Source organism: Streptomyces sp. NBC_00876, from assembly GCF_045207435.1.
GTDB lineage: Bacteria > Actinomycetota > Actinomycetes > Streptomycetales > Streptomycetaceae > Streptomyces.
Window position 1 is genome coordinate 2082487 of record NZ_CP108800.1, and the last position, 25735, is coordinate 2108221.

The window sequence follows — 25735 nt, forward strand, 5'->3', positions numbered from 1 at the left end:
CGTCACCCGCTGGTCGCCCCGGCCATCCCAGCCCGTCCGGCGTTTGAGGACCGGGGTCCGGGGCGGAGCCCCGGTTACGGGAAGGGGCGGGGAGGGGACAAGCCCCACGCAGCGGCCCCGCCCCGCCCAGGCCCTACTCCCCCGTCGGCGGAACGGGCGGCGACCCCGCCCCCGGCCCGGGCGGCGACGAAGGCGCGGGCGCAGGCGAAGGCGCGGGCGCAGGCGAAGGCGCACCCCCCACCCCGTGGTACACCCCCCACTCCGGCTCCGGATCCCGAGGCCCGAACAACGCCGTAAGCCCCAGATGAACAGCCATCGCCGCCAGCGACCACGCCAGCAGCGCCCCCTTAGCGTGGAGCTCCAGCGGCGCGTCGAAGATCACGCCCTTGCCGACCTCGCGCGCGTGGGCGACCACGTCGTCCGTCGGGCCCAGCCGGGTGCCGAGCTGCCAGGCCAGTACCGACCCGAGCACACCGCCCACCGCGAGCCCCACGACCAGCAGGATTCCGCCGCGCCGGTGGAACCAGAAGACCAGCCCCGCCGAGACCGCGCCGAACGCCAGGGCAAGCAGTGCGAAGGTGCCGTCGGCCCCGATCGCCTCCTCGCCCTCGCTGTCGCTGAGGAAGACGGCCGTGTTGTCGGAGACCAGCGGCACCCTGGGCGCCAGCCACAGCCAAAGCAGCCCGAGCACGAGCCCGGCGACCGTCACCGCGGCCGCGATCACCGCTGCCCGGCGCAGATCCTTACGGAATTCCTTGTCCTGCGGCGACTCCAGCAGGACCGCGCTGTGGGAGCCGGTGGGACCGGCCCCTCCGGGCGGCTTCTGCCACGGGTCGTGGGGCGAGGGCTGGTGCGGCGGCGTCAGAGGTGCGGTCACCGTGCCATCGTGCCAGGCGTGCCTGTGGCGCGCCTCACCGGACCGCCGCCCTGCGGTACGCCCAGGTCGCCACGGCCAGTGAAACCACGCCCACAACGGCGCAGACGGCGAGGTCGAGGGCGATGACCGCCCAGTCGGGGTGGGCGTCGAAGGAGCGGGAGAGCGCCTCGACACCGTAGGTGGAAGGCAGCAGATCGCGTGCCCAGCCGATCGGCTCCGGCAGCCGGCCGGCCGGCAGCACGCCCAGCAGCAGCGCCGCGGACATGCCCAGCTGCCCCAGCAGCGTCGCGATCTCCTGCCGCGGAGCCAGCAGCCCGAGGGCGGCGCCGAGTCCGGAGAGCGCCGCCCCGGAGAGCGGAACGACGGCGACGAGCACCCACAGATGGGTCATCGGCAGCCCGAACAGCACGCTGCCGGTCACCGCCGTGACGACCGTGCCGGGCACGGTGAAGGATGCGTACGCCCCGGCCGCGCCGAGTACCACGGCGGCGGGCGGCACCGGCAGGGTCGCGTAGTGGTCGAGCCCGCCGCCGGCCCGGAGCTGCCCGAAGTACTGGGCGAGCAGGTTCAGCGCGACGAAGGCGACGACGAGGACGGTGGATCCGGCGACGACGGCCCGCGCCTCGGAGCCACCGTCCACGACGCCGCGCATCAGGACCATGATCCCGACGGACTGGAAGGTCGCCACGAAGAGCAGCGGGATCCGGGCGACCCTGGCCCGGGACAGCTGGGCGCGGTAGACGGCCGCGAGCGAGGGGAACAGCCGGGCCCGCGGCGCGAGCGTCGCGGCCGCTCCGGCCACCGCACCGGTTGCGCTCATGCCTTCACCAGTCCCTTGGTCGCGCCCCCGCCGAGCGCCAGGTAGACATCCTCCAGGCTCGGCGTCGCCAGGGTGAAGTCGTCGAGTGCGGCGAAGGCCGCGCCACCGGTCACCGCGGCGACCGCCGCCCGTGCCTCGTCGGGCGCGAGCCGCAGCACCCAGCGGCGCCCCGACTCCTGGGCGAAGGCCCGCAGCGCGGCGACCTCGGGCAGGTGCAGCGGTGCCTGTTCACGCCAGACCAGCTCCACCCGGACCTCGCCCGCCACGCGCTCCTTGAGCCCGGAGGGGGTGTCGCAGGCGATGACCTTGCCGCGGTCGATGACGGCGACCCGGTCGAGTACGGTCTCGGCCTCGATGACGTTGTGGGTGACCAGAAGCACCGTGGCTCCGCGCTCGGCGCGCCGCCGGTCGACGGCGGCCCAGACGGCGCGCCGGGCCACGGGGTCCATGCCGGTCGTCGGCTCGTCGAGGATGAGTACCGGGCGCTCCCCGACCAGTGCCGCGGCGACGCAGGCGAGCCTGCGCTGCCCGCCGGAGAGCTTCTTCAGGGGCCGGCCGGCGATCTCGTCGAGGCCGAGTTCACCGAGGACGGCATCACGCTCGGCGCGGGCCTCACGTACCGGCAGTCCGCGCAGCCGTCCGGTGGTCTCGGCGGCGAGGGCGACCGTCAGCTCGTCGAGCGCGGTCGATTCCTGCCCGAGGTAGCCGATCAGCCGGGAGGCCCGCTCGGGGTGGCGCACTAGGTCGTGACCCAGCATGTCGACGCTGCCGGAGTCGGGCCGCATGAGCCCGGTGAGCTGTCGTACGAGGGTGGATTTACCGGCGCCGTTGGGACCGAGCAGCCCGAAGATCTCGCCGCGCCGGACGTCCAGGCTGATGCCGTCGGTGGCGCGTACTTCGGGGGTGGCGGGCGTGCCTCGGCGGCCCCGGGCCGGGGGGTAGATCTTGACCAGATCACGCACCGCGCACACGGTGCCGTTCGCCGTCCGCGCCTGTGCTGTCCCCGTACTCACGAGGTACGAGGGTACGGGGTCCGGGCACCCGCATTACGCCCGGGTCCGCACCGATCGGACATCAACGCGGCAAACACCGGCCGGGTTGAGCGTCTGTGGCCGGGATGTGGCCTCAGTCTCCAGAGGACGCCGCTTTCTCCGCCGCCCGGTCCGCCGCTTTCTCCATCGTCCGCTCAGCCCCAGGAGCATGCCGCTCCGCCGCGGGAGCGATCCGGTCCGCCGCCGGAGCGTGCTTCTCGCCCGCCGGGGCGTGCTCGGCCGCGGCCCGTACGTCGATCTCGCGCCAGAACCCGGCCCGGATCGCGTACCGGTCGTGCTCGTCGATCTGGTCGTCCTTGTGCGCGAGCAGCCCGAACCGGGCGGCGTACCGCAGCAGTTCACCGTCGATGCGGTGCGGGATACGGGGGTACATGGTGGACAGCTTCTGCAGGTGGACTGTCTCCGGCAGCCGTTCCATCCAGCGCCGGGCGAAGACCTGCCCCACTTCGAAAGGGTCGCCGCCCACCGTCGTGATGTCCTCCTCCCGGTCCGCCCAGCGCTGCTCGGCGCTGGTGAGCTGGGCGAGCGTCGGCAGGGACGCGGTCTCGGGGGGCTCGCCGAGGGGGCCGCCGCGCTCCACCCACCCGCGGTCGGACGACCAGCGCAGGGTCGCGGTGGCGGGTGGCGGGGCGGGGTGCCGTTCCGCCTGGGCGCCGGGGCCGCGCAGGGTGCCCGCGAGGTCCTTGGGGGTGGGGACGCCCCGGCCGCCGTGGCTGTGCGGGGCGTCGTCCGCACTCTCCTCGGGCGGCGCGGACGTACCGTTGCGGGCGGCCGCCGCCTGGGCCTGAGAGCCCCGCTCGGCGGAGGCCGCGAGGGCCGCCTCGGGCAGTGGCGCGGACAGGATCGCGGCGATCTCGGGGCGCGGTACGGGCGGCGGCGCGCAGGAACCGCTGGTCTCCTTGGCCCGTACGGCCTGGGTGATCCAGGCCCGGTCGAGCACCCGCCGTTCATCGGCCTCGGCGACCAGGTCCTCGGACTGGTTGTAGTCGCCGTCGGCGGCCTGGACGGCCCAGAGGTGGACGGCGACGCCGTGCTCCTTGGCGGACATCAGGCCGGGCAGCAGATCCCCGTCGCCGGTCACCAGGACGACGTCGGAGCAGGCCCGGTTCCTGGCGAGCTCGGTGAGCTCGGCGTGCATCGCCGCGTCGACGCCCTTCTGCGCCCAGCGCCCGTCACTACGGGTGAGGGCCCCCAGCCGAACCGTCACCCGGGGCATGACCCGCAGTCTGCGGTGTTCGGGCTGGGGTACGCGGTCGGGGGCGCCGTCGAACCAGTAGATCCGCAGCAACGGCTGTTCGGTGTCGGCCTCCGCCCGCTCGCGCAGCCCCTGGATCAGGGCCGCGTGGTCGACGGTGATGCGGGAACGGGCGGGCTCTCCTGCCAGCAGACTCGCGGCTGCGCCCAGCAAGTAGCCGGCGTCCACCAGGACGACGCAACGGTCCACGCGTTCCACCCTCTTCCAGGAATTCGGGAACGGGTCCAGCGGGTCCGTCATCGGGGAAAGGAGCGGACCCGCCTACTCAGGGTTTCCGTCGAGTCTGCCCGACCGCGCGAGGGTTGACGGCCGGAACTCGATCATCGGCGTGGCGGATCCGGAAATCGGCGCATGATACCCCCTCGCTACGCACGGTAATGATCCAACATGCGGTGTTTATCCGGCTATGTGAATCTGACATCGGTCCTGGCCCCGAGAGTCCCCCTAGGAGGAACACCATGGCCAAGAACAAGAACCGCAAGCAGAGCAGCCAGCCGGATCGCGCTTCCGAGTCGGAGCGCGGTGCGCAGGAGGCGCGTTCGACGGCTTTCGAGTCGCAGAACCAGCCCCAGGCGCAGGCCCAGGGCAGCCCTGCCGATGTTGCGCGTAAGCATCAGCGGCGCTTCGGCCACAACTGACCGGACTTCTCCGGTACGGCCACAGGCCGGTAGCCGAGAGGGGCGCTCCCGCTTTCGCGGGGCGCCCCTCTCGTGCGTGTGCGGGTGGTGGTTCAGCCGGCCAGGCAGGACGGGCCGAGCAGCACCTTCAGGTCCCCGAAGAGCGCCGGGTCGGCCTTCACCCGGTGCCGGTCGAGCCGGAGCACCGTGGTCTTGCGGGGGCCCTGGAGCCTGATCCGCACCTCGGTGTCACCCCGGTGGCTGTTGAGCACCTCGCCGAGCCGGCTGACCATGGGCGGGGTGATCTTGACCGTGGGGATGGTCAGCACCACGGGGGCGTTGGTGCCCGCGTTGGAGATGTCGGGGACCTGCATCTCCATGGCGACCAGCCGGGGCACGTCCTCGCGCTTGTCGAGCCGTCCCTTGACGAAGACGACGGTGTCCTCGACGAGCTGGGTGGAGACCAGCTGGTAGGTGGCCGGGAAGAACATGCACTCGATGGATCCGGCCAGGTCCTCGACGGTGGCGATGGCCCAGGCGTTGCCCTGCTTGGTCATCTTGCGCTGGAGGCCGGAGATGATGCCGCCGATGGTGACGATCGCGCCGTCGCTGTGCTCGCCGCCGGTCAGCTGCGAGATCGCTGCGTCGGACTTGTCGCTCAGCACGTGCTCGATACCGAAGAGCGGGTGGTCGGAGACGTAGAGCCCGAGCATCTCGCGCTCCTGGGCCAGCAGGTAGGACTTCTCCCACTCGATGTCGGAGAACTCGACGTCGAGCCCGAAGCCCGGCTCGTCGCTGTCCTCCTCACCGCCGCCGAAGAGGTCGAACTGCCCCTCGGCCTCCTTGCGCTTGACCTGAACCACGTTGTCGATCATGGGCTCGTGGTGGGCGACGAGGCCCTTGCGGGTGTGGCCCATCTCGTCGAAGGCACCGGCCTTGATGAGCGATTCCACGGTCCGCTTGTTGCAGACGACCGCCTCGACCTTGTCGAGGAAGTCGGGGAAGGTGCTGTACTTCCCCTTCGTCTTGCGGCACCGGATGATCGAGTCCACGACGTTCTGGCCGACGTTACGGATGGCCGTCAACCCGAAGAGGATGACGTCGTCACCCTGTGCGGCGAAGTTCGACTCGGACTCGTTGACGTTCGGCGGGAGCACCTTGATGCCCATGCGGCGGCACTCGTTGAGGTAGACCGCGGACTTGTCCTTGTCGTCCTTGACGGACGTCAGCAGGGCAGCCATGTACTCGGCGGGGTAGTTCGCCTTGAGGTACGCGGTCCAGTAGGTGACCAGTCCGTACGCGGAGGAGTGGGCCTTGTTGAAGGCGTATCCGGCGAAGGGCACCAGGACGTCCCACAGGGCCTTGATCGCCGCGTCGGAGAAGCCGTTCTTCTTGGCGCCGGCCTCGAAGAGGACGAAGTTCTTCGCCAGCTCGTCGGCCTTCTTCTTGCCCATCACGCGGCGCAGGATGTCGGCCTCGCCGAGCGAGTAGCCGGCGACGATCTGGGCGGCCTTCTGGACCTGCTCCTGGTAGACGATCAGGCCGTAGGTGAGGCCGAGGACCTCCTTGAGCGGCTCCTCCAGCTCCGGGTGGATCGGAGTGATCTCCTGGCGGGCGTTCTTGCGCTCGGCGTAGTTCGTGTGCGAGTTCATGCCCATCGGGCCCGGCCGGTAGAGGGCCGAGACGGCGGAGATGTCCTCGAAGTTGTCGGGCTGCATCTGGCGCAGCAGCGAACGCATCGGCCCGCCGTCGAACTGGAACACCCCGAGCGTGTCACCGCGGCAGAGCAGCTCGTAGGTCTTGGGGTCGTCCAGCGGCAGGGCGAGCATCTCCAGGTCGATGCCCTTGTTGGCCTTCACCATCTTGATGGCGTCGTCCATGATCGTCAGGTTGCGCAGGCCGAGGAAGTCCATCTTCAGCAGGCCGAGCGACTCGCACTGCGGATAGTCCCACTGTGTGATGGTGACGCCGTCGGAGTGCCGCACCCAGACCGGGGCGTGGTCGACGATCGGCTCGCTGGACATGATGACGCCGGCGGCGTGCACGCCCATCTGCCGGACCAGGCCCTCGACGCCCTTGGCCGTGTCGATGACCTTCTGGACGTCCGGCTCGTTCTCGTACATCCCCCGGATCTCGCCCGCCTCGCTGTAGCGCGGGTGCTTCGGGTCGGTGATGCCGCTGAGGTCGATGCCCTTGCCGAGGACGTCGGCGGGCATGGCCTTGGTGAGCCGGTCGCCCATCGCGTACGGGTAGCCCAGGACGCGCGCGGAGTCCTTGATCGCGTTCTTGGCCTTGATCTTGCCGTAGGTGCCGATCATGGCGACCTTGTCGGCGCCGTACTTCTCGGTGACGTACCGGATGACCTCCACGCGCCGGCGCTCGTCGAAGTCGATGTCGACATCGGGCATGGAGACGCGCTCGGGGTTGAGGAAGCGCTCGAAGATCAGTCCGTGGGTGATGGGGTCGAGGTCGGTGATGCCCATCGCGTACGCCACGATCGAACCGGCTGCGGACCCACGGCCGGGGCCGACCGCGATGCCGTTGTTCTTGGCCCACATGATGAAGTCGGCGACGACGAGGAAGTACCCCGGGAACCCCATCTGGATGATGATGTCCATCTCGTACTCGGCCTGCTTCTGCCGGTCCTCGGGGACACCTCCCGGATAGCGGCGGCCCATGCCGACCCGGACCTCTTCCTGGAACCAGGTGACCTCGGTGAAGCCGTCCGGAATCTCGAACTTCGGCATCAGGTCGCGCTTCTCGAACATCCCGGTGGTGTCGATCTGCTGCGCGACCAGGAGGGTGTTGGCGCAGCCCTCCTGCCAGGCGTCCGAGGAGTCGACGGCGTACATCTCGTCCGTCGTCTTGAGGTAGTAGCCGGTGCCGTCGAAGCGGAAGCGGTCCGGGTCGGAGAGGTTCTTGCCGGTCTGGATGCAGAGCAGCGCGTCGTGCGCGGTCGCCTCGCTGGCGTAGGTGTAGTGCGAGTCGTTCGTCACGAGCGGCGGGATGCCGAGCTTCTTGCCGATCTCGAGGAGCCCGTCACGGACCCGGCGCTCGATCTCGATGCCGTGGTCCATCAGCTCCAGGAAGTACTTGCCCTCGCCGAAGATGTCCTTGTAGTCGGAGGCCGCCTGCACCGCCTCGTCGAACTGTCCGAGCCGCAGCCGGGTCTGCACCTCGCCGGAGGGGCAGCCGGTGGACGCGATGAGGCCCTCGGACCACTGGGAGATGGTCTCCTTGTCCATCCGCGGCCACTTCTGCAGCCAGCCCTCGGCGTAGGCGTCCGAGGACAGCTTGAAGAGGTTGTGCAGCCCCTTGGCGTTCGACGCCCAGATCGTCTTGTGGGTGTAACCGCCCGAACCGGAGACGTCGTCGCGCTTCTGGTGCGGCTGGCCCCACTGGATCTTCCGCTTGTGCTTGCGCGACTCGGGCGCGACGTACGCCTCGATGCCGATGATCGGCGTCACGTCCGCCTTCTTCGCCGAATGGAAGAAGTCGTACGCCCCGTGCAGGTTGCCGTGGTCGGTCATCGCGATATGGGACATGCCCATCTCGTTGCACGCGTTGAACATGTCCTTGAGCCGCGCGGCACCGTCCAGCAGCGAGTACTGGGTGTGGACGTGAAGGTGCGTGAAGGGCGGCTTGGTCACGGCGCTGTGCCTCCGGGAAAACTGGGGATGTCGGGCTGGGGGCTCCGAGGGGGGACAGCGTGGAAGTCTACGTCTCCGTGGTGACAACCGACGGGCACTCCGGGATACGGTCGCGCGTTGGACGAGCGAGGACGCCCGCCCGTTTTGTCATGTACGTCGTCATGCACGCCAGGTACCAGGAGGCACCCAGAAATGTCGGAAACGCAGACCGGCGCAGCGCAGCGCGGGGAGCAGATCCTCGAGGTCTTCGACACCGCCTTCGGTGAGCTGCTGGCCGCCGATCCGGCCGCCTTCCGCGTGAAGTTCCGCAAGATGGCGGGCTCGGCGTTCGCCTTCTACCGGGGCACGGCGTGCCTGTTCTACAACGACCTGGAGCGGGAGCGGCACGGCGGCCCGTACCTCGACGAGCGCACCGGCCGGGTGTGGATCCACGGCGATCTGCACGCGGAGAATTTCGGCACGTACATGGATGCCAACGGGCGGCTGATCTTCAATGTGAACGACTTCGACGAGGCGTACATCGGCCCGTTCACCTGGGACCTCAAGCGCTTCGCCGCCTCCGTCGCCCTGATCGGTTACGCGAAGGCGCTGGGCGACGACCAGATCACCGAGCTCGTCCGGGTCTACGCGGCGGCCTACCGGGAGCGGATCCACGCGCTGTCGACGGGCGCGAAGAACGACGAGGTACCGCCCTTCACCCTGGACACCGCCGAGGGCCCGCTCCTGGGCGCCCTGCGTGACGCCCGCTCGCTGACCCGGTTCTCGCTGCTCGATTCGATGACCGAGATCCGTGACTTCGAGCGCCGGTTCACGGAGGGCGGCGGTGCGATCGACCTGGACGCGGCGACGCGTTACAAGGTGCTCGCGGCGTTCGACGGCTATCTGGAGACGCTGCCGGAGTCGAGCCTGACCCGCCCGGACTCCTACCGGGTCAAGGACGTCGTCGGCCGCCGCGGCATCGGCATCGGATCGGCCGGGCTGCCCTCGTACAACATCCTTCTGGAGGGCAACAGCGACGCCCTGGAGAACGATGTGGTGATCTACCTCAAGCAGGCGCAGACCCCCGCCGTCTCCCGGCACATCACGGACACCGCCGTGCGGAGCTACTTCGAGCACGAGGGCCACCGCACGGTGATCTCGCAGCGCGCCCTGCAGGCGCACGCCGATCCGTGGCTGGGCTGGACCGAGCTGGACGGCTCCGGCCAGCTGGTGGCCGAGGTGTCGCCGTACGCGGTCGATCTGGACTGGTCCGACATCGACGAGCCCGAGGAGATCGCGGCGGTCATCGCCGACCTCGGCCGGGCGACGGCGACGATGCACTCCGCGGCGGACGACGAGAGCGGCCACTCGCTCGTGCCGTTCTCCACCGAGCGGGCGATCGACGCGGCGATCGCCGCCGACGAGGAGGGGTTCGGAGACCTTCTGGTGGACTTCGCCCACAGCTACGGAGCACGGGCGCGGGCGGACCACCAGATCTTCGTGGACCTCTTCCGCAACGGCCGGATCCCGGGGCTGTAAGCCTTCCCACAGGGGAGCGCTCCTTTAGGGCTCGCATACAGGTTCGCATGCGACACTCCTCGACGATGGACATATCCGGGACGCAGCTCAGGGTCGTACGCGCGGCGCTTTTCACAGCGCTCGTCGTGACGCTCTCCGCTGCGTCCCATGTGCTGCTCTCCCGGGTCCCGCTGCCGCTGACCCTGGTCGCCGTGCTGGCCGGCGCCGTCTTCGCCGTGGCCTACGCGCTGGCCGGCCGGGAGCGCGGCTTCGGGGCCATCGCCGGACTGCTGGTTCCGCTGGAGCTGGCCGCCGACACGGTCTTCACCACCGGCCAGCACCTCTGTTACGGGGCGGCCGGCGGCCCGATCGCGGGCCCGCTGCGCTCCGTCGGCGTCGACGTGCTGTGCGGCGGCGGCGATGTCGGGACGGGCGCGGCGCAGCTCGGCAGTGTCGGCGAGGTGGGCACCCCGCTGGCGTCGGTGACCGCGGGCGGCCACGGCGCCGCCGCGCTGCTGGCCTCCCCCGGGCCCCTGGTTCCGTGGCTGCTGCTCGCCGCCCATGTGGCGGTCGGGCTGCTCGCCGCCGCCTGGCTGCACCGCGGGGAGCTGGCGCTCGCCGGTCTGCTGGGCGCGTTCGCCCTGCTGGCGTTCCGGCCGCTGCTGATCGCGGTGGCCGTGGCCGGCACGGTCCACCGCCGCACCCGCCGCCCGGCGCGCCCCGCGCCCCGTCCGCACCCGCTCGCGCCCGCCCGCCTCCTCGTGCACTCCGTGGGACGGAGGGGACCGCCGCTCCGGGCCCGCGCCACCGCCTGAGCACCGAGTCCCTGACGACGTACGACCACGCACACCACGGAGATACGACCATGAGCAAGCGCAACAGCCAGGCCAACAAGTCCGCCGCCCGCGAGCGGCTGCGCGAGGAGCGCGAGCGCCAGGCCAAGAAGGACAGGGCCCGCCGGCAGCTCCTCGTCGGCGTCTCGGTCGTCGCCGCCATCGCGGTCGTCGGCGGCATCGCCTACGGCGTGAAGAAGCTGAACGAGCCCGACCACTGGGACCAGGCCAAGGACGCCAAGAACGTCACGGCACCGAAGAACACCTCGGGCACGAACGGCACGACCGTCGTCTTCGGCAAGTCGACGGCCAAGAAGACCCTGGAGCTCTACGAGGACTCCCGCTGCCCGATCTGCGCCTCGTTCGAGCAGACGGTCGGCGAGACGGTCCACAAGGACATCGACGCGGGCAAGTACAAGGTCAAGTACATCGGCGCCACGTTCATCGACGGCGACAAGTCGTCCAACGGCGAGGGCTCGAAGAACGCGCTGAGCGCACTGGGCGCCGCGCTCGACGTGAGCCCCGAGGCGTTCCTCGACTACAAGTACGCGCTCTACTCCGCGAAGTACCACCCGCAGGAGACCGAGGACAAGTTCAAGGACGACTCGTACCTGATCAAGGTCGCCGACACGGTGGACGCGCTGAAGGGCAACGCCGCGTTCCAGAAGAACGTCAAGGACGGCAAGTTCGACGCCTGGGCGATGAAGATGTCCGCGGCCTTCAGCGACAGCGGCGTCGAGGGCACCCCGACGCTGAAGATGGACGGCAAGACGCTGACCGGCTCGGACAACAAGAACGCCCCGATGACGGTGGCCGACTTCAACACCGCGATCACCGCCGCGCTGAAGGGCTGATCCGCCCCCGCCCCGGTCGGACGGGCAGGCGAACCCGGGTTCGCCTGCCCGTCCGTGTGCTCCGCCGGCGCTCACCGTACAGATCCGGCCATCGCGGGCCGTGTTGTCGGCGGATGACAGTCCCGTGTCGGGCCGCGTTCCGCACGGATCCAATCGGGACACACCGGCCGTGTGAACGGCCCAGGGGATGACGTCCGTATCTCAAACTCCGCGGCGGGCGGAAGATTTTCTTCCCGTTGCACCGATTCGCACCAGGATCGATTGGGCCGGATCGATCCTCCCGCTGATCTGACATGCCCACGTAATCTCCCCGCGGCGGGTGAGGAAATCCCTTCCCCCACACATCCGCGAGGAGTCCCCGTGCGCACTCTTGCCCGTATATCACCGCGTATGCGTCACCGTGCGATCGGCACTGCCGTCCTGGCCGGAACCCTGGCCCTGGCACCGCTCTCCGTCTCCTCCGGCGCCACCGCCGCATCCGGCAAGGCCGTCGCGTCCACATCCGCCGGGGCCTGCGCGGACACCCCCGGCAGCGCCACCGCCCGCGAGGCCCGCCCCACCGGCCCCAAGCACGCCGCAGACCCCAACGAGCTCACCACCGCCCAGGCCGCGTCCATCGACAAGCAGATGAAGCAGAGACTCGCGGAGCGCCGGCTCTCCGGCTCCGCGCTCGCCGCCGGCGCGACCATCCCCGTGTACTTCCACGTCATCCACTCCGGCACCACGGGCAAGCTCACCGCCTCCCAGATCAGCAGCCAGATGAGCGTGCTGAACGCCGCGTACAGCGGGCAGGGCACCGGCAACACCCCCACCGGCTTCCAGTTCTCGCTGGCGGGCACCGACTACACGGACAACTCCACCTGGTACAACGTCTCCCCGGACACATCGGCCGAGTCGGCGATGAAGTCGGCGCTGCGCAAGGGCGGCAAGAACGCGCTCAACGTCTACACCGCCAACCTCGGCGGCGGGCTGCTCGGCTGGGCGACCTTCCCGAGCTCCTACAGCTCCAGCCCGTCCATGGACGGCGTGGTGATCCTGGACACCTCGCTGCCGGGCGGCTCCGCCACCAACTACAACGAGGGCGACACCGCGACGCACGAGGTCGGCCACTGGATGGGGCTCTACCACACCTTCCAGGGCGGCTGTAACGGCAACGGCGACTACGTCTCCGACACCCCCGCGGAGAAGTCCGCCGCCTTCGAGTGCCCGACCGGGCGCGACACCTGCACCAACAAGACCGGTGTGGACCCGATCCACAACTTCATGGACTACACGTACGACTCCTGCATGTACCAGTTCACCGCCGGCCAGGTGCAGCGGATGAGCGACAGCTGGACCGCGTACCGAGGCTGATCCCGCTCCGTACTGCCCGAGGGGCCCCGCGCACCGTTCCGTGCGCGGGGCCCCTCGGGTGCTCACAGCGTGGCGAGGAAGCCGATCGAGACCTTCCAGGCCAGTTCCGCCGCCGCCTGGTCGAAGTCCGGCAGCTCCGCGTCGGTGAACAGGTGCCCCGCGCCGGGGTACCGGTAGACCTCGACATCGGCGCCGGTCCGCTGGATCTGCAGGTACCAGGAGTTCAGCCAGTCGTGCGTCTCGAACGGGTCCGGGTCGGCGACGTGCAGCTGAACGGGCAGCTCGTCCACCGACGCGTTCTCGGCGATGTCCGAGGTGCCGTGGAAGAGCAGCAGCCCGCGGGCCTTCTCGTCCCCCAGCGCCAGGGTCTGGGCGACGGACGCCCCGAGCGAGAACCCCGCGTAGACGAGCCCGCGCTCGGAGTAGGGCGCTGCGGCCAGCACGGCCCGCTTGAGCAGCTCGTCCTTGCCCGTCTCCTCCTTGAAGGCCAGTCCTTCCTCGACGGTTTCGAAGGTGTGCCCCGCGAAGAGATCGGGCACGTGCACCTCATGCCCGGCGGCGCGCAGCCGGCCGGCGGCCGCGTGCACCGCGGGGCGCAGGCCGTACGTCGAGTGGAAAAGCATGATGTTCATGAGGCCCATGGTGCCATTGACCATCGAGAGCATGGAGAGCGACAGCATGGAGAACGTACTGCGACCGCTGATCGTCCTCGGCGGTACCGCCGTGATCACGCTGGTGGCGGGATGGCTGCTCGACCTGCTGCTCAGACGTGCAGACGGGCGGCACCACGAGACCCCGTTGTGGGGTCTGCTGCGGCGCTGCCGGTTCCCGTTCCAGCTGACCCTGGCCACGGCGCTGCTGCGGGCCACGTACACCCACACCCGCCTCGACCTGGTCAGGGACCACCGGACGGGCATCGGACAGATACTCACGCTGGTGCTGATCGGGGCGTCGGCCTGGCTGGTGGTGCGGATCGCGGTCGCGGTGGTGGACTCGGTGTACGCGCGCTACGCCGCGAACACCCGCGACCCGGCACGGGTGCGGCGGGTGCGGACGCAGGTGACGCTGATCCAGCGGGTGGTCATCGCGATCGTGACGACCGTCGCCGTCGCCGCGATGCTGCTGACCTTCCCCGCGATGCAGACGGTCGGCACCTCGATGCTGGCCTCGGCCGGCGTACTCGGCATCGTCGCGGGTGTCGCCGCCCAGTCCACGCTCGGCAATCTCTTCGCGGGACTGCAGATCGCCTTCGGTGACATGGTGCGGATCGGCGACACGGTGGTGGTGGACGGCGAGTGGGGCACGATCGAGGAGATCACGCTGACGTTCCTCGCGGTCCGGACCTGGGACGAGCGGCGGATCACGATGCCGGTCTCGTACTTCACCAGCAAGCCCTTCGAGAACTGGTCGCGCGGCGGGGTACAGATGACCGGCGCGGTGTTCTTCCACCTCGACCACTCGGCGCCGGTCGCCGCGATGCGTGAACAGCTGCGGGACGTCCTGGGCGAGTGCGCCGCGTGGGACGGCCGGGACTGGTCGCTGGCGGTGACCGACACCACGCCCTCCACCATCCAGGTGCGCGCGGTGGTCACGGCGAAGGACGCGGACGACATCTGGACGGTGCGCTGCGCGGTGCGGGAGCAGCTGATCGGCTGGCTGCGCGACCATCATCCGTACGCGCTGCCACGGATCGCGACGGCTCCCGCGGCGCTGCCGCCGGGTGACGCGTGGCCGGCCGTGGGCGGCCTGGACGAGAAGGCGGCGGGCCGGGACAGGACACCACGCACCGGGCGCGGCTGAGCGCCGGGCGCGCGGGCCGCGCACCTGCCCGTCAGCGGGCGGCGCGCGGACGGGTCGGCGCACCGCGCGGGTGAACGGCGGCGCGGGGGCGCGGGGGCGGGTCAGCGCAGGCTGCGGACGTCCAGCTGGCGAAGTACCCGGTCGACCACCTCGGGGTCGGCGCCGGCCTCGTTGCGTGCGGAGAGCACGGCGTGGCGGGCGGCCGACATCATCTCGCGCTGGACGCGGCTGACCGCTCTGAACCGCTCGGCGCGTTTCGCGTACGCCTCGCGCCGTTCGTCGTCGACCATGTCGGGGCTGATCCGGGCGCCGACGTCGTAGGCCAGCCGCTGGAGGCGCTCCACCACTTCCTCGGGGAACTCCTCGACCTCCTGGATCTCCTTGAACCGCTGCCTGGCCGCCTTGGCCGCGCGGATCGCGAGCTCCCGTTCGAGCGCCTCCTCGGCGTCGGTGTCCGCCCTGACCCGCAGTTTGCGGACCAGCCACGGCAGGGTCAGGCCCTGGAAGACCAGCGTGACCATGATCACGGAGAAGGCGATGAAGACGATCTCGTCGCGGCCGGGGAACGGTTTCCCGTCGTCCGTCTCGAGCGGGATCGCGAGCGCCAGCGCGACCGAGGCCACCCCGCGCATCCCCGCCCACCACATGACGACGGTCTCCCGCCAGCCGGTGGGGATCTCCTCGCTGACGTCGCGGCGGGTGTGCAGCCGCTTGGCCAGCCAGGTCGCGGGGAGCAGATAGAGCAGCCGGACGCCGACGACGACGGCGACGACCGCCAGACCCCAGCCGGTCATCTCCAGTCTGCGGCCGTCGGCCGTCCCGAAGACGTTGTGCAGTTCGAGGCCGATCAGTCCGAAGGCGACACCGGTGACGAGGGTGTCGACGATCTCCCAGAAGGTACGGCCGGTGAGCCGGCCGAGCACGTCGTCGGCGTCGGCGGTGTACTCGGCGAGGAAGAGCGCGGTGGTCAGGACCGCGAGCACGCCGGAGCCCATCAGCTCCTCGGCGAGCACGTAGCTGACGAACGGCACCAGCAGGGTCAGGCCGACCTGGAGGGTGGCGTCACCGAGCAGTCCCATGAGCTTGATGGTGAGCCAGCCGAGCGCGACGCCCACCGCCACGGCGACGACTGCGGACAGGAACAGCAGCCCGAATGCCTCGGGCAGCGAGAAGGTACCGCTCACCGCCGCGGCGATCGCCACGTGGTAGAGCACGATCGCCGTCACATCGTTGAACAGGCCCTCGCCCTCCAGGATGGAGACGAGCCGGCGCGGCAGTCCGACCGAACCCGCGACGGCGGTGGCCGCCACCGGGTCGGGCGGGGCGACGAGCGCGCCGAGCGCGACGGCGGCGGCGATGGGCAGCCCGGGAACGATCGCGTTGGCCACCGCGGCGACGGCCGCCGTGGTGAGGAAGACCAGCGCCACCGCCAGCAGGAAGATCGGCCGCTTGTTGGCCGCGAACTGCCGCCAGGAGGTGCGCTGGACGGAGGCGTAGAGCAGCGGCGGCAGCAGCGCGGGGAGGATGATCTCCGGCGGGATGTCCACGTTCGGTACGAAGCTGAGGAAGGCCATCCCCGCGCCCGCGAGCGTCATCAGCACCGGCGCCGGAAGCCCGAGCCGCTGCCCGAGCGGCACGGTGACCACCGCTCCGAGCAACAGCAGGAGCAGCAGTGCCATTTGATCCACGAGGTGCCTTCCGGAGCGCGCCGGCCGAACCCGGTCCCGGCCCGGCCAAGACGCTCAGCCTGCCATGTGCCCCGCAAGCCCCGAGGTCAGGGGAGTGCGGCGGGGTGTCAGATCGTCCGGCGCATCGCCCGGTGCGGGATCCCCGCGTCGGGGAACTCGGGGCCGTAGGCGGCGTAGCCGAGCCGCTCGTAGAAGCCGAGCGCATGGGTCTGGGCGTGCAGGTCGACGGCGGTCAGACCCAGGTCCCGGGCCGCGTCCTCGATGGCCCGGACCAGTGCCGCGCCGACCCCGAGCCCGCGCGCCTGCCTGGTCACCGCGAGCCGCCCGAGCGAGCCGACCGCGAGGTCGCCGCCGGTCTTCCCCGCCGCGGCGGGGCCGTGCAGCAGCCGCCCGGTGCCCAGTGCCGAGCCGTCCGCCGCGACGGCGACGACATGCACGGCGTCGGCGTCGTAGGCGTCGTACTCGATCTCCTCGGGCACGTTCTGCTCGCCGACGAAGACGTCCCTGCGGACCCGGAAGCACGCGGCACGGTCCTGCTCGCCGGTGACCGTGCGGGTGGTGTACGAGACAGGGGTGCCGGTCACTCGCTCTCCGCCGCGATCCGGTCGAGGGCCTGCTGGAGATCGTCCGGGTAGGTGCTGGCGAACTCCACCCAGCTGCCGTCCGAGGGGTGCTCGAAGCCGAGCCGGACCGCGTGCAGCCACTGCCGGGTCAGGCCCAGCCGCTTGGCCAGCGTCGGGTCGGCGCCGTAGGTGAGGTCGCCGACGCAGGGGTGGCGGTGGGCGGACATGTGCACCCGGATCTGATGGGTGCGGCCCGTCTCCAGCTTGATGTCCAGGAGGCTGGCGGCGCGGTACGCCTCGATCAGGTCGTAGTGCGTCACGGACGGCTTGCCCTCGGCGACGACCGCCCACTTGTAGTCGTGGGTGGGGTGGCGGCCGATGGGGGCGTCGATGGTGCCGCTCATCGGGTCCGGGTGGCCCTGGACCAGCGCGTGGTACTTCTTCTCGACGACCCGGTCGCGGAACTGGGCCTTCAGCAGTGTGTAGGCGCGCTCGGACTTGGCGACGACCATCAGGCCGGAGGTGCCGACGTCGAGCCGGTGCACGATGCCCTGGCGCTCGGCGGCGCCGGAGGTCGAGATGCGGTACCCGGCGGCGGCGAGGCCGCCGATGACGGTGGTGCCGGTCCAGCCGGGGCTGGGATGCGCGGCGACACCGACCGGCTTCACGATCACGACGATGTCGTCGTCGTCGTGGACGATCTCCATGCCCTCGACGGGCTCGGCGACGATCTGTACCGGTGCGGCAGCCTGCGGCATCTCCACTTCCAGCCAGGCACCGCCCCGCACCCGATCGGACTTCCCGACCACCGAACCGTCCACCTGTACCTTCCCGGCGGCGGCCAGCTCTGCGGCCTTGGTGCGGGAGAAGCCGAACATCCGGGAGATGGCGGCGTCGACACGCTCGCCTTCCAGGCCATCGGGTACGGGCAGGGTGCGGACCTCGGGTTGCGTACTCACCTGTCGAGTATGCCTTGCGTGGCCTAGTCCTTGTGCACGGTGCCGTCGGGGTCCAGGCCCTTGAAGGAGAGGAGCACGATCAGGATGCCTCCGCAGACGATCGCGGAGTCGGCCAGATTGAAGACGGCGAAATGGGCGGGGGCGATGAAGTCCACCACCGCCCCCTGGAAGACGCCGGGCGCGCGGAAGATGCGGTCGGTGAGGTTGCCGAGCGCACCGCCGAGCAGCAGGCCGAGCGCGATGGCCCACGGCAGGCTGTAGAGCTTGCGCGCGAGCCGTGCGATCACCACGATGACGGTCGCCGCGATGATGGTGAAGATGATCGTGAAGGCCTCGCCGACGCCGAAGGCGGCTCCCGCGTTGCGGATCGCGTCGAACTTGAGCCAGTCACCGAAGATCTCGATCGGCTCCTGGTGCTCCAGCTTCGCCACCACGAGCATCTTGCTGCCCAGGTCGAGCAGATAGGCGAGCACGGCGACGCAGAAGAGCAGGATGATCCGGCGCCGGCGCGTGGCCGGAGACCGGTCGACCGACGCTTCCGCGTCCCCGTCCGCAGTCGTGCCGGTGTCCGGTGCGACGGCGTCCGGCGACCCGGCCCCGCCGCTCTTCTCCGGCTCGGCTCCTTCGCGTCCCTCAGCCTCGGGGATGTCCGGCGTACCGATGATGCGCTCCGCCTCTGCCACGTGAGTCCCTCAACCTAGTTCCGACTGAGGACGAGGGTACGACACACCCGCGGGGTCAGCCGCGCCGCTCCTGCTTCTGTTTGTCCTCCACACAGAGGGTGGCCCGGGGGAACGCCTGCATACGTGCCTTGCCGATCGGATTGCCGCAGATCTCGCAGAGTCCGTACGTGCCCGCGTCGAGCCGGGCCAGCGCCCGCTCGGCCTGTTCCAGCACCTCCTGGGCGTTGGCGGCGAGCGACATCTCGTGCTCGCGGGTGATGTTCTTGGTGCCGGTGTCCGCCTCGTCGTCACCCGCCCCGTCCCCGGAGTCCCGCATCAGCCCGGCCAGCGCCGCGCCCGACGCCTCCAGCTCGCTGCGCAGCCGGGCGATCTCGCCGGTGAGCTCGGACCGTGCGGCCGCGACCTCCTCCGGCGTCCAGGGGTCCTCTCCCTGCCGTACGGCCAGCTCCCCCGGGGCCGTCGCGACCCGGGCCGGCGGCACGGGCGCTGTGCTCCGGCGGGCCGTCCGGGTCCTGGCCGCGCTCTTCTTGGCTACCACCTTGTGGGCTCCCGTCTGCTCGGCGGCCTCGGCCGCCCCCGTGGCCGCGTCCGCGGCCTTCTTCGAAGCCTTCTTGGCCGTGGTCTTCGTGGCCGTGGTCTTCTTCGCGGCGGACTTCTTCGCCGCCTTCCCGGCCGTCTTCCTGGCAGGCTTCTCGGCCGCCGGTCCGCTCACCGTGTTCTCGGCAGCCTTCCTCACGGCCTTCTTCGTGCCCTTCTTCGCCGCGGTGGTCCGCGCGGCGGCGTGCGCCGGCCCGGACTCCGGCGCGCTCCGCGCAGCCGCGTCCGAAGTGGTCTCCCGGCCGGTCTCTCCCGTCGTATCGGCGGCCGCCGCGCCCGTGGATGTCGCTGACGCCGTCTTGTCTGCGGCGGTCTTCTTCGCCACCATGGCCGCGGCCCCTTCACGCATTGTGATCTTGCTCGCGAGTCGTGCTGGGACGATAAATCGGCCCCAGCCCCGCGGCAACGGGGCACGCCGCCGCATCGCCCCTCCCCGTGTCCGGATCACCGCACGCCTGAATCGGTTGTGCCCAGCTCCCCGCCCGGTAATCCGCCTTCCGGCCGCCCGCCGGACCGCTCCGGGACCCGGTACGCCCCGTCTGGCCATTCGGGTCACGCCGGGCCCGCCGGAAAACCGGTCGGCCGCCGCCCCCGGGGGCCCGTACACTGGCCTCAGCGAGAGGCGTGGATGGGACGAGTAGCGTCGTACGCAGCCAGGAGCGACCCGGGGACGGTGGGAGCCCGGGGGCGAGCGCGTCGTGAAGATCACCCTGAGCCGTCGGAAGAAAGCTTTGGACAGTGGGCTCCGCCCACGGGCGCAAGGCGAGTAGAACCGGCATCGCACCCCAATGAGGGGGCCACGGGCACGCCCGGGGCCAAGGAGGGTGGTACCGCGGGAGCCGGCATCGGTTCTCGTCCCTCCGACGGAAGTGGAACACGTCCGCCGGAGGAAGCCCGCACATGACATCGCCGCAGTACCGCCAGGTACCCGCCCAGGTCGACCTGCCCGCGCTGGAGCACGCCGTGCTCGACTTCTGGCGCGAGAACAAGGTCTTCGCCAAGAGCCTCGACCAGTCCGAGGGCCGCCCCGAGTGGGTCTTCTACGAGGGCCCGCCGACCGCCAACGGCATGCCCGGCGCCCACCACATCGAGGCCCGCGTCTTCAAGGACGTGTTCCCGCGCTTCCGCACCATGCAGGGCTACCACGTCGGCCGGAAGGCCGGCTGGGACTGCCACGGTCTGCCGGTCGAGCTCGCGGTCGAGAAGGAGCTGGGCTTCAACGGCAAGAAGGACATCGAGGCGTACGGCATCGCCGAGTTCAACGCCAAGTGCCGCGAGTCCGTGACCCGGCACACCGACGCCTTCACCGACCTCACGACCCGGATGGGCTACTGGGTCGACCTCGACGACGCGTACCGCACGATGGACCCCGAGTACGTCGAGTCCGTGTGGTGGTCGCTGAAGGAGATCTTCAACAAGGACCTGCTGGTCCAGGACCACCGCGTGGCCCCCTGGTGCCCGCGCTGCGGCACCGGCCTCTCCGACCACGAGCTGGCGCAGGGCTACGAGACGGTCGTCGACCCCTCGGTCTTCGTCCGCTTCCCGCTCACCTCCGGCCCGCTGGCCGGCGAGGCGGCCCTCCTCATCTGGACGACGACCCCCTGGACCCTGGTCTCCAACACCGCCGTCGCCGCGCACCCCGACGTCACCTACGTCGTCGCGACCGACGGCGCGGAGCAGCTGGTCGTCGCGCAGCCGCTGGTCGAGAAGGCGCTGGGCGAGGGCTGGGAGCTCACGGGCCAGTCCTTCACCGGCCGCGAGATGGAGCGCTGGACCTACGAGCGCCCCTTCGCGCTCGTCGACTTCCCCGCACCCGCGCACTACGTCGTGAACGCCGAGTACGTGACGACCGAGGACGGCACGGGTCTGGTCCACCAGTCCCCCGCCTTCGGCGCCGACGACCTCGTGGTCTGCAAGGCGTACGGCCTTCCGGTCGTGAACCCGGTCCGCCCCGACGGCACCTTCGAGGAGGAGGTGCCGCTGGTCGGCGGGGTCTTCTTCAAGAAGGCCGACGAGGCGCTCACCGAGGACCTCGACGACCGCGGTCTGCTCTTCCGGCACGTTCCGTACGAGCACAGCTACCCGCACTGCTGGCGCTGCCACACCGCGCTGCTGTACTACGCGCAGCCGTCCTGGTACATCCGCACGACGGCGGTCAAGGACCGGCTCCTCGAAGAGAACGAGAAGACCAACTGGTTCCCGGACTCGGTCAAGAACGGCCGGTACGGCGACTGGCTGAACAACAACATCGACTGGGCGCTGTCCCGTAACCGCTACTGGGGCACCCCGCTGCCGATCTGGCGCTGCGAGGACGACCACCTCACCTGTGTGGGCTCGCGCGCCGAGCTGAGCGAGCTGACCGGCACCGACCTCTCCGCCCTGGACCCGCACCGGCCGTTCATCGACGAGATCACGTTCACCTGCTCGCACGAGAGCTGCCAGTTGGAGGCGTACCGCGTCCCCGAGGTCATCGACGCCTGGTACGACTCGGGTTCGATGCCGTTCGCGCAGTGGGGCTACCCGCACAAGAACAAGGAGATCTTCGAGAGCCGCTACCCGGCGCAGTTCATCTCGGAGGCCATCGACCAGACGCGCGGGTGGTTCTACACGCTGATGGCGATCGGCACGCTGGTCTTCGACAAGTCCTCCTACGAGAACGTGGTCTGCCTGGGCCACATCCTCGCCGAGGACGGCCGGAAGATGTCCAAGCACCTGGGCAACACCCTTGAGCCGATCCCGCTCATGGACCAGCACGGCGCCGACGCGGTCCGCTGGTTCATGGCGGCGGGCGGCTCCCCGTGGGCGGCGCGGCGCGTCGGCCACGGCACCATCCAGGAGGTCGTCCGCAAGACGCTCCTCACCTACTGGAACACGGTCGCCTTCCAGGCCCTGTACGCGCGTACGTCGGACTGGGCGCCCTCGGCCGCGGACCCGGCACCGGCCGACCGCACGGTCCTGGACCGCTGGCTGCTCAGTGAGCTGAACGCTCTGGTGGACCAGGTCACACAGGCGCTGGAGGGTTACGACACCCAGCGGGCCGGCAAGCTGCTGTCCTCGTTCGTCGACGACCTGTCCAACTGGTACGTGCGCCGCTCCCGCCGCCGCTTCTGGCAGGGCGACAAGGCGGCACTGCGCACCCTGCACGAGGTCGTCGAGACGGTCACCCGGCTGATGGCCCCGCTGACGCCGTTCATCACCGAGCGGGTCTGGCAGGACCTCGTCGCGCCGGTCACCCCGGGCGCCCCGGAGTCGGTCCACCTCTCCACCTGGCCGCAGGCCGACCTGTCGGCGATCGACCCCGCCCTCTCCACGCAGATGGCGCTGGTCCGCCGTCTGGTCGAGCTGGGGCGTGCCACGCGTGCCGAGTCGGGCGTCAAGACCCGTCAGCCGCTGTCCCGCGCCCTGGTCGCGGCCTCGGGCTTCGAGAGCCTCTCCCCCGAGCTGCACGCCCAGATCACGGAGGAGCTGAACGTCTCCTCGCTGGCCTCCCTGTCCACGGGAGGCGGCTCGCTGGTCGACACGACGGCGAAGGCGAACTTCCGGGCCCTGGGCAAGCGGTTCGGCAAGGGCGTCCAGGCGGTGGCGAAGGCCGTCGCGAACGCCGACGCGGCCGCGCTCTCGCTGGCCCTGCGCGAAGGGACCGCTTCGGTCGAGGTCGACGGGGAGCAGGTCACCCTGGCCCCCGACGAGGTCATCATCACGGAGACCCCGCGCGAGGGCTGGTCGGTCGCCTCCGACTCAGGCGCCACGGTCGCCCTGGACCTGGAGATCACACCGGAGCTGCGGCGTGCGGGCCTGGCCCGTGACGCGATCCGCCTCATCCAGGAGGCCCGCAAGAACAGCGGCCTGGACGTCGCGGACCGCATCGCCGTCCGCTGGACGTCCACGTCACCGGCGACCGCCGAGGCCCTGACCGAGCACACGTCCCTGATCGCGGACGAGGTCCTGGCCCTGGACTACGCCGAGGGCGAGGCGGACGACACCTACGGCGCCCCGTTCGAGGACGAGGGCCTGGCCCTGACGTTCCGCCTCCGCAAGACGGAGCAGTAGCCCGCAGCACATGAAGGGCCCGGCCGGACACGTTCCGGCCGGGCCCTTCCCGTATCCGGGGGCGCTGCCCCCGAACCCCCGCTGCTCAATCGCCGGAGGAGCTCGAAGATGCCTGGCCGGGCGGGAGAATCCAGCCCCGCCGGCGTTTGAGGCGCGGGGTGCGGGGTGGAGCCCCGGTTACGGGAAGGGGCGGGCAGGGGACAAGCCCCGCGCAGCAGCCCCGGCCGCACCCGCCCACGGCAAAGGGCCGGGCCCCGGGGAAACCCCGGGGCCCGGCCCTTTGCCTGCCGACGGCTACGCGCTCAGCGAGCGCGAACCGCTCAGTTGTCGTCCTCGTCGATCAGGAACCCACGCATCGGCGACGGCGCCTGCTGCATCGGCTGCGGCGCCTGCGGCCGCACCGGCGCCATCGGCTGCGTCATAGCCGGCGACATCTGCTGCTGGCCGCCGTAGGACGGGCCTCCGCCCATGGACGGGTTGCCGCCCATCTGCTGGTTGCCGTGACCGCCGTGGTTGCCGCCCATGGTGTGACCCATGGCACCGGCACCGGCCGGAGCCAGCGAGGGCGACGGCGGCAGCGAAGCGGCAGCCGGCGTCCGCGGCGGAGCCAGCGAGTCGTCGGCCTGGGTCTCCAGCTGACGCAGCTGGCTCTCCAGGTAGGACTTCAGACGGGTCCGGTACTCGCGCTCGAAGCCACGCAGGTCCTCGACCTTGCGCTCAAGCGTCGCGCGGGCCGACTCCAGGGAGCCCATCGCCACGCGGTGCTTCTCCTGCGCGTCCCGCTCCAGGGCGTCCGCCTTGGCACGTGCGTCGCGCTCCAGGCCCTCGGCGCGGCTGCGCGCCTCGCCGACGATCTTGTTGGCCTCGGAACGGGCCTCCGCGATCGCCTGGTCGGCGGTCTGCTGCGCCAGGGACAGGACACGCGCGGCGCTGTCGCCACCGGGGCCCTGCTGCTGCATCTGCGGCGGCTGCTGCATCTGCTGCATCTGCTGCTGCTGCGGGTTGTGGCCGCCCATGGGGCCACCCATGGCACCGCCCATGGCACCGCCCATGGGGCCACCCATGGGACCGCCCTGCATCGGGCCGGGGCCGTGCGGGCCCTGCGGACCGGGGCCGTGCGGACCCTGGGGACCGTGGCCACTGGGACCGGCGGGCAGCTGCGGAGCACCACCGGGCAGCTGGGGCGGACCCATCTGCGGGGGCTGCTGCTGGACCGGCGGACCAGATATGGCGGCGGGCACGGGTGCGCCGGGCCGGTCCTGCGGCTCCGGCTTGCGCATACCTTGCTGCTGCTGGTTCTGCGCGGCGGCACGCGTGGCGGCGGCCAGCTTGGCGCGCAGGTCCTCGTTCTCACGGAGCAGGCGGGTCAGCTCCGATTCGACCTCGTCGAGGAAGGCATCAACCTCGTCCTCGTCATAGCCTTCTCGGAGGCGGACCGTCGTGAACTGCTTGTTCCGCACGTCCTCGGGGGTCAGCGGCATCTCTTCTTCACCTCTACGTAGTCGTCGGCAGTCGGCAAGACCGTATCGCTCACAACCTGATCACGATGCTGATCAGGATGGAAACGATGATCATCAGAACGAAGAAGGACAGGTCGAGTGCCACGCCCCCGAGACGCAGCGGCGGAATGAACCGCCGCAGGAGCTTGAGCGGTGGATCGGTGACCGTGTAAGTGGCCTCGAGAAGGACCACCATCGGCTTGCCCGGCTGCCATGAACGTGCGAACTGGAAGACGTAGTCCATGACAAGCCGGAAGATCAGCACGATGAGGAAACACATCAACGCGATGTAGACAACACTTTGTGCGACGCCCATCCTCGCGCTTCCCTCTCCCCTGGCTCTCGTAGCTCCGGCCTCGCGGCCGGGTTGTTCCCGGTGTCGTGTTCTCAGCTCTGGTTGAAGAATCCGCCCTCTGCGATGCGGGCCTTGTCCTCCGCCGTGACATCGACGTTAGCAGGCGACAACAGGAACACCTTCTGCGTCACTCGCTCAATGCTGCCATGGAGACCGAAGACGAGTCCCGCGGCAAAGTCGACAAGTCGCTTTGCGTCCGTATCGTCCATCTCCGTGAGATTCATGATCACCGGAGTGCCCTCACGGAAGTGTTCCCCGATGGTACGGGCCTCGTTGTAGGTCCTGGGGTGCAACGTGGTGATCCGGTAGGGCTCCCGCTCGGACACGACCTTGGGCATGATCACCGGTGCGTTCTTCTCCATGTTCGGGCGTTCAGGTGTGATGGATGCCACGGGGGCGATCCGGGCGGGTCGCTCTCGCTCCGCCGGGATCTGCACCGGCTCCCGCTGCGCCGGCGGCTGTACCACTCGCACCGGTTCGTCCCGCTCCACCTGATGCGCGGGCTGATGCCGGCGCCGGTCGCGCTCGGGCTCCGGCTCGGGTTCGAATTCGTCGTCGGGGTCGAACCCCGGACCGTCGTACCCATCGTCCTCCACGAGGCCGAGGTAGACCGCCATCTTGCGCATCGCGCCGGCCATGCTCTGAGTCCTCCGCTCTGTGGTGGATCGGCATCTGTCGCCAAGTGCCCGCGATCCACTGTGGCCTGCCCGCCATGGGCGGTAATGACCATATT

General features: G+C 70.4%; 21 protein-coding genes. 7 read left to right on the forward strand and 14 right to left on the reverse strand.

All coding sequences use genetic code 11. The annotated features are described in order from the left end of the window. Positions 1–133: 133 nt before the first annotated feature. The 4 genes from OG782_RS09150 to OG782_RS09165 all read right to left on the reverse strand — a co-directional run bounded on the left by OG782_RS09150 (position 134) and on the right by OG782_RS09165 (position 4202). Entirely contained in the window at positions 134–877 is a 744-nt protein-coding gene (locus OG782_RS09150; RefSeq protein ID WP_406449138.1) for an ABC transporter permease, read from the reverse strand. 34 nt (positions 878–911) lie between these two features. After that, positions 912–1697: an ABC transporter permease gene (locus OG782_RS09155; protein WP_406449140.1), complete on the reverse strand. Its 786-nt coding sequence runs from the start codon at positions 1695–1697 to the stop codon at positions 912–914. Further along, entirely contained in the window at positions 1694–2668 is a 975-nt protein-coding gene (locus OG782_RS09160) for an ABC transporter ATP-binding protein (RefSeq protein WP_406458947.1), read from the reverse strand. Before OG782_RS09160 ends, OG782_RS09155 begins: the two co-directional genes overlap by 4 nt. 154 nt (positions 2669–2822) lie before the next feature. Beyond that, on the reverse strand, positions 2823–4202 hold the full coding sequence (locus OG782_RS09165; protein WP_406458949.1) for an NYN domain-containing protein: 1380 nt from the start codon (positions 4200–4202) through the stop codon (positions 2823–2825). 260 nt (positions 4203–4462) lie between these two features. Between OG782_RS09165 and OG782_RS09170 the strand changes: the two genes are divergently transcribed. After that, entirely contained in the window at positions 4463–4642 is a 180-nt protein-coding gene (locus OG782_RS09170) for a hypothetical protein (protein ID WP_406449142.1), read from the forward strand. A gap of 92 nt (positions 4643–4734) precedes the next feature. Here the strand turns inward: OG782_RS09170 and dnaE are convergent, their stop codons facing one another. Further along, positions 4735–8271, reverse strand: coding sequence for a DNA polymerase III subunit alpha (gene dnaE, locus OG782_RS09175; protein ID WP_406449144.1), 3537 nt, complete (start codon positions 8269–8271; stop codon positions 4735–4737). A 192-nt stretch (positions 8272–8463) separates the two neighbouring features. Here dnaE and OG782_RS09180 point away from each other — a divergent pair, with 192 nt between their 5' ends. From OG782_RS09180 to OG782_RS09195, 4 genes are all read left to right on the forward strand, one after another. Further along, the gene (locus tag OG782_RS09180) at positions 8464–9789 is read left to right on the forward strand and encodes a DUF2252 domain-containing protein (protein ID WP_406449146.1); all 1326 of its coding nucleotides are present in this window, start codon (positions 8464–8466) and stop codon (positions 9787–9789) included. A gap of 65 nt (positions 9790–9854) precedes the next feature. Next, the gene (locus OG782_RS09185; protein WP_406458951.1) at positions 9855–10583 is read left to right on the forward strand and encodes a hypothetical protein; all 729 of its coding nucleotides are present in this window, start codon (positions 9855–9857) and stop codon (positions 10581–10583) included. Between the two features lie 50 nt (positions 10584–10633). Further along, positions 10634–11455, forward strand: a complete 822-nt coding sequence (locus OG782_RS09190) for a thioredoxin domain-containing protein (protein WP_406449148.1) — start codon at positions 10634–10636, stop codon at positions 11453–11455. A gap of 390 nt (positions 11456–11845) precedes the next feature. Continuing rightward, complete coding sequence (locus OG782_RS09195; RefSeq protein ID WP_406449150.1) at positions 11846–12808, forward strand: zinc metalloprotease; 963 nt, start codon at positions 11846–11848, stop codon at positions 12806–12808. A gap of 62 nt (positions 12809–12870) precedes the next feature. Here OG782_RS09195 and OG782_RS09200 read toward each other — a convergent pair whose 3' ends face one another. Next, positions 12871–13449, reverse strand: coding sequence for a dienelactone hydrolase family protein (locus tag OG782_RS09200; RefSeq protein ID WP_406458953.1), 579 nt, complete (start codon positions 13447–13449; stop codon positions 12871–12873). Positions 13450–13486: 37 nt separating this feature from the next. Between OG782_RS09200 and OG782_RS09205 the strand changes: the two genes are divergently transcribed. Then, positions 13487–14608, forward strand: coding sequence for a mechanosensitive ion channel family protein (locus OG782_RS09205; protein WP_406458955.1), 1122 nt, complete (start codon positions 13487–13489; stop codon positions 14606–14608). A 101-nt stretch (positions 14609–14709) separates the two neighbouring features. On the opposite strand, the gene OG782_RS09210 is transcribed toward OG782_RS09205, so the two are convergent. From OG782_RS09210 to OG782_RS09230, 5 genes are all read right to left on the reverse strand, one after another. Next, the gene (locus OG782_RS09210) at positions 14710–16296 is read right to left on the reverse strand and encodes a Na+/H+ antiporter (RefSeq protein ID WP_406449152.1); all 1587 of its coding nucleotides are present in this window, start codon (positions 16294–16296) and stop codon (positions 14710–14712) included. A 107-nt stretch (positions 16297–16403) separates the two neighbouring features. Beyond that, the gene (locus OG782_RS09215; protein ID WP_406449154.1) at positions 16404–16880 is read right to left on the reverse strand and encodes a GNAT family N-acetyltransferase; all 477 of its coding nucleotides are present in this window, start codon (positions 16878–16880) and stop codon (positions 16404–16406) included. Beyond that, positions 16877–17818, reverse strand: coding sequence for an RluA family pseudouridine synthase (locus OG782_RS09220; RefSeq protein ID WP_406449156.1), 942 nt, complete (start codon positions 17816–17818; stop codon positions 16877–16879). Before OG782_RS09220 ends, OG782_RS09215 begins: the two co-directional genes overlap by 4 nt. 23 nt (positions 17819–17841) lie before the next feature. Then, entirely contained in the window at positions 17842–18501 is a 660-nt protein-coding gene (gene lspA, locus OG782_RS09225) for a signal peptidase II (protein ID WP_406449158.1), read from the reverse strand. A gap of 55 nt (positions 18502–18556) precedes the next feature. Next, positions 18557–19426, reverse strand: a complete 870-nt coding sequence (locus tag OG782_RS09230) for a TraR/DksA family transcriptional regulator (protein ID WP_406449160.1) — start codon at positions 19424–19426, stop codon at positions 18557–18559. Positions 19427–19998: 572 nt separating this feature from the next. Between OG782_RS09230 and ileS the strand changes: the two genes are divergently transcribed. Beyond that, positions 19999–23148, forward strand: a complete 3150-nt coding sequence (gene ileS / locus OG782_RS09235; protein ID WP_406449162.1) for an isoleucine--tRNA ligase — start codon at positions 19999–20001, stop codon at positions 23146–23148. A gap of 320 nt (positions 23149–23468) precedes the next feature. On the opposite strand, the gene OG782_RS09240 is transcribed toward ileS, so the two are convergent. The 3 genes from OG782_RS09240 to OG782_RS09250 form a co-directional block, all read right to left on the reverse strand. Further along, complete coding sequence (locus tag OG782_RS09240) at positions 23469–24629, reverse strand: DivIVA domain-containing protein (protein ID WP_406449164.1); 1161 nt, start codon at positions 24627–24629, stop codon at positions 23469–23471. Between the two features lie 49 nt (positions 24630–24678). Continuing rightward, the gene (locus OG782_RS09245; RefSeq protein ID WP_406449166.1) at positions 24679–24963 is read right to left on the reverse strand and encodes a YggT family protein; all 285 of its coding nucleotides are present in this window, start codon (positions 24961–24963) and stop codon (positions 24679–24681) included. 71 nt (positions 24964–25034) lie between these two features. Continuing rightward, complete coding sequence (locus tag OG782_RS09250) at positions 25035–25640, reverse strand: cell division protein SepF (protein ID WP_356080123.1); 606 nt, start codon at positions 25638–25640, stop codon at positions 25035–25037. Between the last annotated feature and the right edge of the window lie 95 nt (positions 25641–25735).

Excerpts from the sequence above, each read along its gene's own strand:
- ileS (WP_406449162.1), top strand. The coding sequence starts at position 19,999 with ATGACATCGCCGCAGTACCGCCAGGTACCCGCCCAGGTCGACCTGCCC.
- OG782_RS09200 (WP_406458953.1), bottom strand. The coding sequence starts at position 13,449 with ATGGGCCTCATGAACATCATGCTTTTCCACTCGACGTACGGCCTGCGC.
- OG782_RS09190 (WP_406449148.1), top strand. The coding sequence starts at position 10,634 with ATGAGCAAGCGCAACAGCCAGGCCAACAAGTCCGCCGCCCGCGAGCGG.
- OG782_RS09245 (WP_406449166.1), bottom strand. The coding sequence starts at position 24,963 with ATGGGCGTCGCACAAAGTGTTGTCTACATCGCGTTGATGTGTTTCCTC.
- OG782_RS09250 (WP_356080123.1), bottom strand. The coding sequence starts at position 25,640 with ATGGCCGGCGCGATGCGCAAGATGGCGGTCTACCTCGGCCTCGTGGAG.
- OG782_RS09155 (WP_406449140.1), bottom strand. The coding sequence starts at position 1,697 with ATGAGCGCAACCGGTGCGGTGGCCGGAGCGGCCGCGACGCTCGCGCCG.
- OG782_RS09185 (WP_406458951.1), top strand. The coding sequence starts at position 9,855 with ATGGACATATCCGGGACGCAGCTCAGGGTCGTACGCGCGGCGCTTTTC.
- OG782_RS09230 (WP_406449160.1), bottom strand. The coding sequence starts at position 19,426 with ATGGTGGCGAAGAAGACCGCCGCAGACAAGACGGCGTCAGCGACATCC.
- OG782_RS09195 (WP_406449150.1), top strand. The coding sequence starts at position 11,846 with ATGCGTCACCGTGCGATCGGCACTGCCGTCCTGGCCGGAACCCTGGCC.
- OG782_RS09180 (WP_406449146.1), top strand. The coding sequence starts at position 8,464 with ATGTCGGAAACGCAGACCGGCGCAGCGCAGCGCGGGGAGCAGATCCTC.
- OG782_RS09170 (WP_406449142.1), top strand. The coding sequence starts at position 4,463 with ATGGCCAAGAACAAGAACCGCAAGCAGAGCAGCCAGCCGGATCGCGCT.
- OG782_RS09205 (WP_406458955.1), top strand. The coding sequence starts at position 13,487 with ATGGAGAACGTACTGCGACCGCTGATCGTCCTCGGCGGTACCGCCGTG.
- OG782_RS09240 (WP_406449164.1), bottom strand. The coding sequence starts at position 24,629 with ATGCCGCTGACCCCCGAGGACGTGCGGAACAAGCAGTTCACGACGGTC.